Raw genomic sequence first — 14,029 nt, 5'->3', positions numbered from 1 at the left:
GGCCGCCTATCTCATTTTTGGAACTTTGTATCAGACGCACGCTGCGTTCCATCCCCTGCATTCATGAAATCCGATTTCGGGTCAATCGGTTAGGGACGAATGTCGGAAACAGAGATACCAAAGTCTGCATTTACGGAACAATCGGCTATGGAATTCCGTATTTTGCAATGGGATTAAGAGCTTATTTACAGGGACAAAACGCGAAAGCGATCGGTTGAGTTTCCCACATCGGGACCAAAAGCATTTCTAGTGTTAGTAAATTTCAGCAGGTAAGCTGGGGACAGAGAGATGCCGAATTGGGAACATATACCAAGGTATAAAACGTGGGAATTAAGGGACAAGCTACGGATAACGCGCCACGGGATCGGGGCAGCGGGAAGTCCAACATGAGTGGGGAAACTGGATTAGCAGATTGCCCCTTTTCCAAGTTCAACTGTGGGTCGCGCAAAGCTGGCCTGAGCAAATTGACAGGGCCAGCGCTTTCCTGGGGCTGCGCGACCACCCAGACACTCACTGTTGTTTGTCAAAGAAAATTAGGAGGGCGCGAAACGCGCCCTCCTTAGAAGTAATAAGAAGTTGCGATTGCCTAGAAGATGACCTTCGCTCCCAACTGAATCGAACGGGAGTTGCTCGGGAACGTCAATTCCGGCTTGTTGAAGTTCGACGATCCCGGAACCAGGTAGGTCGTCGAAGCCGAGCCGGTTTGTCCGATAGATTGAATATCGTTGATCGATCCGCCGATGAACTGGGAATGATTCAACGAGTTCAGCATTTGCGCGGCGAACTCGAATGAAATCCGCTCGGTGAAGTTGAACCGTTTGATCAACGCCAGATCGAGGTTGTTGATCCCAGGCATCTGCATGATGTTGCGGGTCGAGTTGGCAAGCATGCCCTGACGCGCCTTGTAAAACTGCGCGTTCGGATTGGTGACAAGATAGCCGACGGTTGCACCTGAAGAATTCTTCAGGGCCGTCACGTCGCTTCCTGTTCCGGGAACGCCGCTCGGATTGAAGATTACGCGATCGCCGGCGGCATCGCCGTTCAGGTTAGCGTCCTGCTGGCTCTGGGGATCAGCCCATTCGCCAGTCTCGAACGTGTACACCGGAGCCACTTCCCAATTGCCAACCAGGTTCTTCATGAGCCAGTTGGAATGTTTGAAGTACGGCATGTCATAGATCATTGCGATGGTCAGGCGATGCGCGCGGTCAAGCGCGGAGTTTGAGCGCTCCGCCTGGAGATTGCGGAAGTCCTGCGGACGACGAGGCGACAGCACGGTGGAGAAGAAGTCGGCTGTGCTGTTGTCGATCGCGTGGCTCCAGGTCCAAGCTACCTGGAACTGCAGGCCTTCGCTCAGGCGACGAGTAATCTGCGTCTGCAGACCGTTGTAACTGGAGTGCCCGAACGGTACAAAGCCAACGATGTTGGACAAGGTGAATCCTGGGTTAGCGTACACGGGATCGAACCCTACACCGCCAAAGGGTCCAGTGAAGCGGTTACGCAGGCCTGTCAATGTAGTGCTCAAAGAGTCGAGTGTCGCTTGACTGGGCGCACTAGTGAAGTACGGCAGGAAATGAGTGGAATCCACCGACGCGATTTTGTTGAGACGATTCTGCACGTTCAGGTGGGCGCCTTGCGTTCCTACGTATCTCACCTCGACCACGTAGTTTCGAGCGAACATTCGCTGAATGCCCAGGTTGTACTGGAACGATTGCGGATACTTCACAGTCGCCGGAGTACCGTTCGGCAGAAACGAGGCCGTCAGCAGTCGTGCGCAGTGGGCGTCATCTGGAACCGGCACGCCGATAACGTTCGTGCAGAAGTCCTTCGTCAGCACCGGAGTTCCAGTGAACGGCTTAATGCCACCGGCCGCGAGAAATCCCGTATTAGGTCCGCAACCTGGGCCACCAGGACAATCACTGGTTTGGCTAAGCTGCGGGGGAAGTGAAAGAACGCCGATGTTGTCGTACAGAACGTCATAGCCCATTCCGAAACCGCCTCGGATAGAGCTCGAGTTGCTGGAACCGAGCAGCATCCCTAACAGTCCACCGTTCGTTTCAGGCGACCAGGCAAATCCGATTCTCGGCGCGAAGTCAGTCTTGGGCGCCGACGGAGCGTCAAAGGTAATGAGTCCCGGAACATTCGCAGAAGTATTCAGAGCCTGCTTAGCCCAGCCTTGGGGCGTCGACAAATATTCCCAGCGCAGGCCGAGGTTGAGGCTGAGGTTCGAACGAACTTTCCATATGTCGTTTGCGAAGCCGAAGATCCAGTACTGATTGCCGTAGTAATTGGAATTGCCAAGGCTGCGCTCTGCCAACACATCCGGCACCACATCTCGCAGCCACTGATCCATGGTGCTGTAGTCGTAATCGCCACGCGCACGCTGCGTGAATTGCTGCGGCGAAATATACTGGGCAGTGTCAATACCGAACTTCAGAGTGTGATTGCCCTTCACCCAGCTCACGTTGTCGACTGCCTGATAGAAGTTCTTAAAGCCGAACTGCGGCGCGTTCCCGTCAGGACCTATATTCAGATTCAGATCTTCAAGTTGAATGTTCGGAAATGCGTCGAGGCCCGGATACGTTTGTGGACCCACTGTAAGGGCGTTGCCATAGCGGCTGAAGCCCACACGAAACTCGTTGGTGATGCTCGGTGAAAATGTGTGGAACTCGCTCAGAGTGAAGATGTGGCCGGGGGTCTCAATCGGTGTATAGAACACCGGCAGCGTAGCGGCAGTGTCAATCTGGACGTTCTTGTTATAGATGTAGCGGCCGCGCAGCTGATCGTTATTACCAATGTTGTAGTCGACTGAACTGACAAAATACTTCGTGTTGCTGTAGTTGGGAGCAACGATGGGCACAATTCCAACCTGCACCGGACAGCCGGCGGCAGGACAATTCGGGCCTTGCACGTTAACGTTCTGAGTCGATCCGCCTCCTGTGGCGTACTGCTTCAGGATACCGAGGTTATTAGCGGATAGACCACTGATCGCCGCCAGCTGCGTGTATCCCGCCGCTGTTGGAGCCAACACGCCCGCCGATGGAGTGGTTGCCTGCCCGATGGGGTTATAGGTGTAGTTCGTGAAGAAGAACAGCTTATTCTTAATGATCGGACCGCCGACCTGCCCGCCAAAGCGGTTGTTGTCATAGCGTGGTTGCTTGGTGATTCCCTGCAGCTTGCGTGAGACATCAAGGGCGTTCAGGTTGCGATTCTGCAGGTACTCATACGCGCGACCGTGCCAAGTATTCGTTCCGCTGATCACGCTCTGATTGAACTGGCCGCCCGTGGAGTGTCCGAACTCAGGGCTGAATTGGTTCTGAAGCACGGTGAAGTTCTGCACCGCGTCGTTTGGAATGATGATGTCTGGGCCGGTGACGCCCTTGTCGTTGTTATCGACACCTTCAATCATGAAGTTGTTATTGCGTGGACGCTGTCCGCCGACCGACGGACCCGAACCCGCGCCGATGCCTCCACTAGTGCCAACTCCAGCCTGGAGCAGCGAGAGGTTCAGCACACCGCTTCCGACTGCTGCAGTCGGCAAGTCGGCAGCTTCTTTCATATCGTAGGTTGTCGCAAGCTGAGCCGTGGTCGTGTCGATCCCGACCGATTCGGCAGTGACTTCCACAGTGGTCTCAACCTGACCGACTTTCAGGGGGATTCGCACGGTGGTGGTCTGGTTCAGTGAGACAAGCAGATCTCTCACGGTCGTGGTCTCGAATCCCTTACCGGTAGCGCTTACGGTGTAGTTTCCGGCGAGAAGATTACTCAAGCGATATTCGCCGCTGTTGTTGGTTGTGGTCGTTGACTTTACGTTGGTGGCTTGGTTGGTTGCTGTAACTGTGGCGCCCGGAACCACTGCGCCGGAACTGTCGACCACCGACCCAACGAGGTCACCGCCGGTGAACTGGCCATACGCTGTAAACGACAGCAGCAAAACGCAAAACGTGACAAGAGCTGTTCTATGCAAAGCTTTCACAGTCCCCTCCAGAGCTTGAAATTTGTTGGAACTTCTACCCAGGTCTTCTAGGGCGACCGAGCGGGTTGACGTCGAACAGCGGAGCTAACGTCGGACAAAGAAGACAGTTGGATTTTCACCAACGCTGGGATATAGCAACGGATAACAGGTATGGAAAGAGCATATGCGGGACCAAACGAGATGATTAGGATTCAGTAACTTACACTGTGGAAAAGTTGATTCCCTACAGAACTCTGCATCTATTGCGGGGGCAACATATGAAATTGCATAGGGGATTAAACGCCTATATTGGATTACTTAGCACGATTAGCAAGGGTTGAAACGCTTATTAATAGGGATTGAGGAAAAATGCAATTCTCGGTTTTAAGAGTCGCGCATAGGTGCGGTCGCGGGACTCCGAAATGCCGAACTCACAGACGAAATCCGTGAGTGGTCCCTGTTTCGTTTCCACGCCTGCCGCCAAAAAAGACGGCAAGGCGCTGATTGATATTGGGTTATCGAGAAAAATCCCTGGGTTCCCTGTTGGTTCCCTGCGCCTCGCCGGGAATTTTGGGCAGAATTTGGCAATTCTGCGACCTAGAACTGGAAAGTTCCCTATATTTTTTGCTGTTATGTGTTATTCCGCTCGCGAGTCCCTGGCGTCGGGTCTAAGTCGCCCACGCTCGGCTGATGTAATCCGCGCAGGTGAGCACCATCAGGATGGATAGAAAGAAGAGACCGCAGCCGATCACCAGGGCGATCATCTTGGGCGAGTACTTTACGTGCATAAAGAAGAGGATCACCAACGTGGCTTTTGTGCAGGCAATCGCCAGGGCGACGATCGGGTTAAAGATTCCGAAGTGCTGGAAGGCTGCCCAAACTGTGATTCCGGTAAAGGCGAGCAGAATCAGCCAAATGGTTACGTAGATCTTGGGTGAAACGATGTGGTCTCCGCCAGCCGACATTCCTCTTACCTCAATAGCTCCTGCCGAATTTACTTCCTTAAGCAACTCACCCCTTAAGCACTTGCTTCACGTAACGCTCAATGCACCGGACTTCGACTGACCAGGTACAACAACGGGAACAGGAAAATCCAGATGATGTCCACGAAGTGCCAATACAGGCCGAAGTTTTCGACCATCGTATAGTGATGCGGTGGATAAGCTCCCTTATACGCTCGCCAGATCAGGAATATGAGGATGCCGGCGCCAATGATCATGTGCATCGCGTGCATGCCGGTCATCGCGAAATAGAGAGCAAAAAAGATCGATGTCTGTGTGGCTACGTCGGCGGGAACAGGTTGTTCGCCGTTTTTCACACGCTCGTAGTTGAAATCGAAGTTTGCGCCAGGAATATGGTGCTCGACATACTTTTCGTGGTACTCGACCGCCTTGATTCCGAGAAACACGCCGCCAAGCACTAACGTCGCCACCAGCCAGAAAACCAACAGCTTGCGTGCACCTAAAGCTGCGCTGTGAACACCCATCGCCATCGTCAAGCTGGAACAGATCAGCACTACAGTGTTGACGGCTCCAAGCCTGATGTCGATCGACGTACTCGCGGCCACGAATGCCGGATTGTAAAGATTACGATAGATGAGGTAAGCGCCGAACAGTCCACCGAAGAACATGATTTCAGTGATGAGGAATACCCACATCCCGAATTGGGAAGCGTCCTTCTGCTGGTCAGCGCTATCGAACTGCACCAGCAGGGACGGATCGTGGTGCTGATGCGCCGGCTGGAGCGTCGTGGTCTGGCTATCCGACAACTTCGACCTCCTCAGTCTGGCTTTCGTAATCGTAGGCTTCCTGAGTGACGATAGGTGTCTCATGGAAGTTATGCGTCGGGGGAGGCGAGGTAGTCTGCCACTCCAGGCCAGTTGCGCGATAAGGATTGTTGCCCGCAACCTCACCGTACTTGAGCGACCACAGCATGTAGAACATCGGCATCAGCAGGCCAACTGCAAGCACGGACGCGCCGGCCGAAGAAAGCACATTCAGCACCTGGAACTCCGGTGGATAGCTGTGATACCGGCGCGGCATGCCCATGTATCCCAAAATAAACTGTGGGAAGAACGTTAGGTTAAACCCGATGAAGACGATCAACGCTGAGAGCTTGGCCGGAGCTTCCGGATACATCCTGCCGGTCATCTTGGGCCACCAGAAGTGCATGCCGGCCAGATACGCCACGAGCATGCCTCCCACCATCACGTAGTGGAAGTGCGCCACAACGAAGTAAGTCGCCGTTACATGCACGTCAACCCCGATCGCACCGAGGAACAATCCCGTAAGCCCGCCAATAGTAAATAGCCCGATGAACGCTAGCGCATACAGCATCGGCGTATCGAAGTGAATCGATCCTTTGTATAGCGTCGCTGTCCAGTTAAAGACTTTGATCGCCGACGGAATCGCAACCAGGAAGGTGACGAACGAAAAGATCAGCGCGGAGTACGTGGAGATTCCCGCGATGAACATGTGATGTGCCCAAACCAGGAATCCGAATACGGCGATCGCGATACTCGAAAAAGCGATGGCGCTATAGCCAAAGATGCGCTTGCGGGCAAAACACGGGATGATCTCGCTGATCACTCCGAATCCCGGGAGGATCATGATGTAAACCGCCGGGTGCGAGTAGAACCAGAACAAGTGCTGGAAGAGCACCGGATCGCCGCCCATCGCCGGATTGAAGATGCCGATGCCCAATCCACGTTCGAGCGCCACGAGAATCAGCGTGATAGCGAGCACCGGCGTTCCCAGCACCATGATGATGCTGGCCGCGTAGTTCGCCCACACGAAGAGCGGCAGCCGGAACCAGGTCATGCCCGGAGCACGCATGCGGTGCACGGTGACGATGAAGTTCAGGCCGGTAAAGATCGACGAGAATCCGGCGATGAGAATACCGATCGCCGTAAACATAACATGAGTCGTGAGGTACTGCGTGCTGAGAGGGGTGTAGAAGGTCCAGCCAGTATCGACGCCGCCGCTGATGATCGCGGCCAGCATGAACGCCATGCCGATGATGTAGATGTACCAGCTTGCCAGGTTAATTTTGGGGAAGGCCAGATCGCGCGCGCCAACCATGATCGGGATCAGGAAGTTGCCGAGCGTGACCGGAATCGACGGAACCAGGAAACCAAAGACCATCACCACGCCGTGCATGGTGAACAGTTTGTTGTAGGTATCGGACTGGAACAGGTCTCCCTGCGGAGTCAGCAACTCGAGACGCACCAGCGTGGCAAAAATTCCGCCCAGAAGGAACATCAGGCTGATGGACACAATGTACATCACTGCAATGCGCTTGTGGTCCCCCGTGAGGAACCATGACTTCACGCCATAGCTGGAATTTAAATAGGTATCGCTTGGCATTTCGAGCGCGAGCGAATTCTGCGTTGCCGTGCTCATCTATCGTTGCTCCACTTGTGATCCATTAGGCCTTGCCTGTGGCGCGGCGCCTCTGGGCTGCTTTGGCGCGTTCTGTTTGGCAGGAGGCGTACTCGGCGGCGCAGGTGCGGCTTCCTCTGTCACCGGCACTGCGCTGGTGCGCGGCGCCGGATTCTGGTTTGTACCCGGCTTGGTCACGTCGACGCCCTGCTGAATCTTATTAAGGTTCACCGGCGGTTCCTGCTGGGTATTGGTCTGCAATTGTAGTAGTTGTCCGTTATAAGTCAGTGATTTGATGTACTCGATGATCTGGATCATCTCATCTTCATTGAGCTGACCCTGGAACGTCGGCATGATGTTTTGAAAGCCGTATACGATCTTCGAGCTCGGATTCAGGATCGATTCACGAATGTATCCCTCATCGGCCAGCACCGTGCGATTGTCTTCCGTGCGAACCATCCTTCCGTAAAGATTGTAGAGGTTCGGGCCGCGTGCGTTGTCGGCACCCGTGTGGCAGGTAGGACATCCCATCGAGGCAAATACCTTTTGTCCTTCCGTCGCGAGCGATCCGAAGGCGCCCGCCCCACGAAGCCATTCCTGATAGTCGTCCGGCGACATGGCCGTTACTTCTCCCACCATGCCGGAGTGTTTCGTGCCGCAGTATTGATTACAAAATAGATGATAGGTGCCGGGCTTCGTCGCCTCAAACCAGACGGTGGTGTAACGGCCAGGAATCACGTCCATCTGTGCGCGGAATGCAGGCACGTAGAAGGAATGCAGCACATCCTGAGAGATGAGCGTCATCCGTACCGCCTTGCCGACGGGGACGTGCAGGTTGTTGATCTCGCGCTGTCCACCCGGGTGCTGGAACTTCCACATCCACTGCTTGCCGACGCCGTAGATATCCATCGCCGACTTTGGTGGATGCATCTCCTGAAAGAAGAGAACGGCTCCCCAGGCAAAGATCACCATGGCGATACCGAGCGGCACGAGCGTCCAGAAAATCTCCAGTGGAATGGAGCCGTGAATTTGCACCGGTACCGGATGCTTCTCTTTCCGGTACTTGGTGGCGAACACCAGGATCAGCAGCCCCACCAGCATGGTGAAGAAGATGGTGATGCCCAGAATAAAGAAGTAGAGCGCGTCCACTCGGGTGGACATCGTCGACGCCGATTCTGGGAACAGCGGAAAGTACTGGGGAAGCATGATCTAGGCAGTCCGTCCTGTGTTTTGTCTTCCCGCGCGCACATCGCGCCTGGCCATAGTAATGATGAATCCTCCGAGCAACAGCACGGTCACAATTCCGCTGATTCGTAGAATCCTTATGGCGATCGCGCCGTAATGGCCGGTCGTGGGATCGTAGTGATAGCAATACAGGATCAGCTTGTCTACAACTGTCCCAATATGGTTCTTTGAGGCCTCAATCAGGCCAAGTCGCAAGTCCTTCGGTGAGTACTCGATGCCGTAGTAATACTGCGAGAGCCGTCCGTCCGGTGTGGCTACTTGAATCCCACTGGCATGGGCGTACTGATCGATGCGCGGATCGTACACATAGCGGAAGCCCACGGCCTTAGCCAGCTGATCGATCTGATCTTGATTCCCGGTTAGAAAATGCCATCCTTGCTGCGATGTCACTGAGTTCCGGCTGTATCGCCGCAGATACACTTCCTTGATCTTCGCGGCAACGTCGGGAGTCTCGCGCGGATCGATGCTTACGCTCACCACGTCGAAATCGCGTCCCATATCGAACTTCACAACGTTCAGCGAACTAGTCAAACCGTTCAGAACCTCGCCGCAAAGCATCGGGCAGCGGTAGTACACGAGCGACAAAATCACCGGACGCTTGTTGAAGTAATCGCCAAGGGTGACATCTTTTCCCGCTTCATCGCGAAAATGCAGCTTCAGAGGAAGCTGCTCATTCAAGTGCTGATCGATACCAACCTGTTGAAGAATCGGGGGGCGCTGATTGCTGGTCGAGCCATCGTTCGATGGCTGCAGGCCCGCACCGCCGGCTCGCGCGTCCTGCGCACACAGCGGCAATGCCAGCGTCAACGACAGTCCGGCCAATGCGAGCGCGTTAGCGATTCTTCTCATTATTTCTGTACAACTCACGACTACACTTCCCTTCTGTATCTTTCCAGCTACTGCGGCGAAATGCCGCCTCCCTGCTGTTTGGCATGATTGCTCTGAATCGACGGTCTCACAACTCCAGTACTCTCGGCAGTCGGAGGTAACGACGTGCCCGGAGGAGCCTGCACAGCAGGCAATCCCTTCTGCACGACTACTTGCATCGCCTGCGCAATCGGGATGTTCACCTTGCCGGAGTTCTTGTCCAAAACGAAATACTGATTCAGATAAACATCTTCCGCTTCACGCATGATGGCCAAGTCGCGGACGTCATCGTCTTGAAGGCGCGGCTGCGGGAAACGACTCACGCGAACACGCGATTCCGAATCGGCCATCTCCATCGATCCCGGTTCCTTCGCCTTGTTTTCCGGGGTGCGTAGCTTTTTCGCTGCCTGCTCTACCTGGCCCTCGGAACGCTGAACCCAGGGATCGCGCTTATCGATCTCGTCCTGCTTAGCCGCGTAGTTGGTTGCAAAATGGAACACACCCCACAGCACTACAAAGATGACGATGCCGCAGAAGGCCAGCGCGACGATGAACGCTACGACACCGGTAAGACTGATGTCGGTCGTCTCGTGCGCGAGATTCGGATCTGTGCTCTTCAGCGGGCCGCCTTGCGGCTTCATCGGTTTAGGCGGTTGCATGTTCAGGCTCCAGAAGCTCTTCCATCTGCGGATCGTAGGCCACCAGCACCGGCCGCGATTTCAGGTCACGGATGAAAAAGAAGACCCAGAATCCGCCGATTGCCAAAGGCGCGGCGATGTACATCCAGTTGAACGTGATCTGCCGTTCCATGGAAATGAAGTTCGGCTCCACCATCCAGTACAAATCCACCATGCGCACAAAAAGGATCAAACAGCACAGAGGCACCATGAATGCCGGCTGCTTCTTCAATCTGCGCGAGAGCAACAACGCAAACGGCACAGCAAACTCGAACAGAATCAGGAATCTCCCAAGGTTGATCCAGTTCCCTGCCAGCCGGCTCAAGTACCAGTGTGCTTCGTCAGGCATGTTTCCTGACCAGATGATCAGCCACTGCGAGAACGACAGATACGCGTAGAGCATGACGAATGCGAACAGGAGCTTGCCGATGTCATGCATCTCGGTTTTGCGCAGCATCGTGCGCATGGGCTCTTCCTGCGAAAGCAGCAGCACCGTGATGATGCAGATCGAGAACGCCGTCAACCCCTGACCCGCCAGATAAATCAATCCATAGATCGTTGAGAACCAGATGGCATCCAGCGACATGATCCAGTCGACGATGGCGAACGTCATGGTGATCGCGTAGACAACGATGCCGATCCCGCTCAGGTTTTCCAGAATGCGTTGCCAATCGCGGCCCTGCGGATTGCGATCGCGTTCAATCGACCAGCGCCGCAGAGTGCTTGAGAAGGCCCACCAAATAGTGAAGTAGATCGGCACGCGGATCAGGAAGAACGTCTTATTGAGCAGCATCTCCTTGTGCTGCATGATGGTGTGTGCATCGGAATTCGCTTGCATCCAGCGCACGCCGTCCGGAATCCACGGAAAGAGATGGTTCATTCCGATGGCGATGGGGATGAACAGAATCAGCATCAAAGGAAACTGCGCCGTTCCCGATTCGAGAATCCGGCGAATGATCAGGCCCCACTTGCCGGCCGATAGATGGTTCACCATCAGTAGCGCCATGCATCCCAGGCTGGCGCCCGCCCACATAACATAACCAGCCAGATACGCACTCAGAAAGTGATCGTAGCCATGCGGAGTTATGAACGCTCCGATAATCAGCAGGATCGTGAACAGGCCGCCAACGATGAGAGCGCGGCTCTGGTAGCGATCGAACAGCCACGCGGGACCATTCAAGTCGGCAGGCAAATGTTTCGCGTGAGTTTCCATGCTCACTTCTTCTGTGTTCCTTCCTGCGGCTCTCCGGATTGAGGTGGATGTGGAGAAGTCGGACTAGTGCCCACAGGCACGCTCTCCTGACCGCCCTTACCGCCGGACGCAATCGCCTGCGCTAATGGAACACCTTCTTTAGTAGTGATCTCCGATTGATCTTTTAATTGACCGCGCTGATCGGCAGGCACATCGGCCATAGTTCCATTCCGGGCATACTGCAGTGCACGAATGTACGCGGCAATCGCCCAGCGATCGGCAGGCTCGATCTGTGCCGCATAGTCAGGCATTGCTCCCGAGCCGTGCGAAATCACATCGTAGTAGTGGCCAACCGTCTGGGTTGCGTACTTCTGGTCGTGGAAATTCGCTGCCTGCCGGTAACCACGTTTCACGATCATGCCGTTACCGTCGCCTACACGTGAGTGGCAGGGCGAGCAGTAAATGTCATAGCGCTCGCGGCCGCGCTCCATCACCGCCTGCGTAATCGGAAACGGAAAACGATCTCCTTCTTTTATTCCAATCTTGCCGGTGTACAGGTACGCGTCCTCGTGTAGTTCGCCGCGAGCTACGGTATGAACAAGCTGCTGACGCTCCGAGAGTCCATCCTGGAAAAATTCGCTGCTTCGGTAGGGAACGTACTTCGGCTGGTTGTGCATGTCCTGCCGGCATCCGGAAAGGACGAGCAAGACACTCGCCGCGAACATCAGACGGACTGCGAACACACCTGGCAGATCGAGACGGCGGCTCAATTCGATACCTCCGTCACAATACGCGGATTGGTCTGCTCCAGGAACTGCCGCGTCTTAGTCAAATCGAACTGTGGATCGGCGGCTTCGATGCAGAGAAACAACTTGTCCTTGCTGGCCGCCGTGAAGTTCGGCGCGTTGAACACTGGGTGATACGGCATAGGCAGACCGTTCATCGCCAGCATTCCGATAAACGCGGAGAGAGCAGCTCCCAGTACCGTGCATTCAAACGTAACAGGAATGAATGCCGGCCAGGAATGCCAGGGCTTGCCGCCTACATTGATCGGATAAGCTAGCACCGATACCCAATATTCCAGCGAATACCCTCCCATGCCGCCAAGCAATCCACCCAAGAGAACTACAAGCGCAACACGATTTTTATGGAAGCCAATCGCCTCAGCCGCGGGCTCGATCGGGAACGGGGAAAAGGTATCCATGCGCCGATAGCCATGCTCATGCGCCCGTTCGGCAGCAGCTACGAGGCCCGGAACCGTATCGTATTCCGCCATCAGCCCATAGATTCCCGGTTCGATCATTGAGGATTCTCCTGGGCGAGCGAGTTGATCCGCGACTGCGGCAGCAAGGCGCGCACCTCAAAGATCGAAATCATGGGCAACACTCTGATAAACAGCAGGAACATCATGGTGAAGAAGCCGAGCGTGCCGATATATACAGCGTAGTCCCAGCGCGTCGCTTTATACGTTCCCCATGAAGATGGCAGGAAATCCCGATGCAAGCTGGTGACAACGATTACGAAACGCTCCAGCCACATACCCATATTCACGACGATCGACATCATCCAGAGCAGAACTGGTGAATTCCTGAAGCCGCGCAGCCACAATAACTGTGGCAACGCGATGTTGCACGTAATAAGCATCCAGTAGAAGTAACCCATCGGCCCAAAGGCGCGATTCTTGAATGTGTAGAGCTCAAAGCGATTTCCGCTGTACCACGCCATGAAGGCTTCCATGAAGTACCCGTAAGCCACGATCAATCCGGTCGCAAGCATCACCTTCGCCATATTCTGAAGATGGCGCATGGTGATGAAATCCTTCATGCCGTATGCCGCACGAATCGGAATCATCAGCGTGAGTACCATTGCGAATCCCGAGTAAATCGCGCCCGCAACGAAATACGGCGGAAAGATCGTCGTGTGCCAACCTGGAATTACGGACACGGCGAAATCCCAGCTCACAACTGTGTGGACTGATAGGACCAGCGGCGTCGAGAGACCGGCGAGCAGAAGATAGGCGGTTTCGTACCGCGCCCAGTGACGCGCAGAACCGCGCCACCCCATCGCCAGCACCCCATAGATCATCTTGGTGATGCGGTACTTGGCATGATCGCGCAACGTAGCCAGATCGGGAATCAGTCCGGTAAACCAGAACAGCAGCGAGACCGTGAAGTAAGTCGAAACCGCAAAGACATCCCAGATCAGCGGGCTGCGGAATTGCGGCCACACTCCCATCGTCAGCGGCAATGGGAAGAGCCAATACACAGCCAGCCAGGGACGCCCGGTGTGAACCAGAGGGAACATGCCGGCGCACATGACGGCGAACAGTGTCATCGCCTCAGCCGCGCGATTAATCGAGGTACGCCAGCTCTGCTTTAAGAGCAAAAGAATGGCGGAGATCAGGGTGCCGGCGTGACCGATACCGATCCACCAAACGAAATTAACGATCGCGAATCCCCAACCCACCGGAACGGTAATGCCCCAGATGCCGACACCCTTCCAGAACAGGTATCCGAAGGCGACCATCAGAATGTTGACGATGCCGAAGGCGATCAGCACTCCGCCGATCCAACCGAGCGGCGTGCGTCCCGTAAGCACGGTCCGCATGATCTTTTCCGTGACCGAGGCAAATGTATGCCCCGGCGCGATCACCGGCGGATCGGCCAAATAAGGCCGTTGAGATGGCGGCAGGTCGGTTAGGCCTTTGGTTGCCATG

At 55.1% G+C, this 14,029-nt stretch carries 11 protein-coding genes; all 11 read right to left on the bottom strand.

Going from position 1 to position 14,029, the window contains the following annotated elements:
• Positions 1-586 precede the first annotated feature (586 nt).
• On the bottom strand, positions 587-3,973 hold the full coding sequence (locus VNX88_09955) for a carboxypeptidase regulatory-like domain-containing protein (protein ID HWY68979.1): 3,387 nt from the start codon (positions 3,971-3,973) through the stop codon (positions 587-589).
• 647 nt (positions 3,974-4,620) lie between these two features.
• Positions 4,621-4,917 (bottom strand): cytochrome C oxidase subunit IV family protein, encoded by a 297-nt coding sequence (locus VNX88_09950; GenBank protein HWY68978.1) that lies wholly within the window; start codon positions 4,915-4,917, stop codon positions 4,621-4,623.
• A gap of 77 nt (positions 4,918-4,994) precedes the next feature.
• The gene (locus VNX88_09945; GenBank protein ID HWY68977.1) at positions 4,995-5,720 is read right to left on the bottom strand and encodes a cytochrome c oxidase subunit 3 family protein; all 726 of its coding nucleotides are present in this window, start codon (positions 5,718-5,720) and stop codon (positions 4,995-4,997) included.
• Positions 5,710-7,353, bottom strand: a complete 1,644-nt coding sequence (ctaD, locus tag VNX88_09940) for a cytochrome c oxidase subunit I (GenBank protein HWY68976.1) — start codon at positions 7,351-7,353, stop codon at positions 5,710-5,712. Before ctaD ends, VNX88_09945 begins: the two co-directional genes overlap by 11 nt.
• The gene (coxB, locus tag VNX88_09935; protein ID HWY68975.1) at positions 7,354-8,538 is read right to left on the bottom strand and encodes a cytochrome c oxidase subunit II; all 1,185 of its coding nucleotides are present in this window, start codon (positions 8,536-8,538) and stop codon (positions 7,354-7,356) included.
• A gap of 3 nt (positions 8,539-8,541) precedes the next feature.
• On the bottom strand, positions 8,542-9,426 hold the full coding sequence (locus VNX88_09930) for an SCO family protein (GenBank protein ID HWY68974.1): 885 nt from the start codon (positions 9,424-9,426) through the stop codon (positions 8,542-8,544).
• A gap of 47 nt (positions 9,427-9,473) precedes the next feature.
• Positions 9,474-10,103 carry a hypothetical protein gene (locus VNX88_09925; protein HWY68973.1) on the bottom strand — a complete coding sequence of 210 codons (630 nt, stop codon included), beginning with the start codon at positions 10,101-10,103 and terminating at the stop codon, positions 9,474-9,476.
• Complete coding sequence (locus VNX88_09920) at positions 10,090-11,334, bottom strand: hypothetical protein (protein HWY68972.1); 1,245 nt, start codon at positions 11,332-11,334, stop codon at positions 10,090-10,092. The genes VNX88_09925 and VNX88_09920 overlap by 14 nt, the downstream gene beginning before the upstream one ends.
• A gap of 2 nt (positions 11,335-11,336) precedes the next feature.
• Positions 11,337-12,083: a cytochrome c gene (locus VNX88_09915; GenBank protein ID HWY68971.1), complete on the bottom strand. Its 747-nt coding sequence runs from the start codon at positions 12,081-12,083 to the stop codon at positions 11,337-11,339.
• On the bottom strand, positions 12,080-12,616 hold the full coding sequence (locus VNX88_09910; protein ID HWY68970.1) for a DUF3341 domain-containing protein: 537 nt from the start codon (positions 12,614-12,616) through the stop codon (positions 12,080-12,082). The genes VNX88_09915 and VNX88_09910 overlap by 4 nt, the downstream gene beginning before the upstream one ends.
• On the bottom strand, positions 12,613-14,028 hold the full coding sequence (gene nrfD / locus VNX88_09905; protein HWY68969.1) for an NrfD/PsrC family molybdoenzyme membrane anchor subunit: 1,416 nt from the start codon (positions 14,026-14,028) through the stop codon (positions 12,613-12,615). The genes VNX88_09910 and nrfD overlap by 4 nt, the downstream gene beginning before the upstream one ends.
• Position 14,029: the final 1 nt, after the last annotated feature.

It is taken from the genome of Terriglobales bacterium (assembly GCA_035567895.1).
Taxonomy (GTDB): Bacteria; Acidobacteriota; Terriglobia; order Terriglobales; family Acidobacteriaceae; genus Gp1-AA112.
The sequence above is the reverse complement of the archived record's forward strand: the minus strand, read 5'-3'. Positions and strand labels throughout refer to the sequence as shown.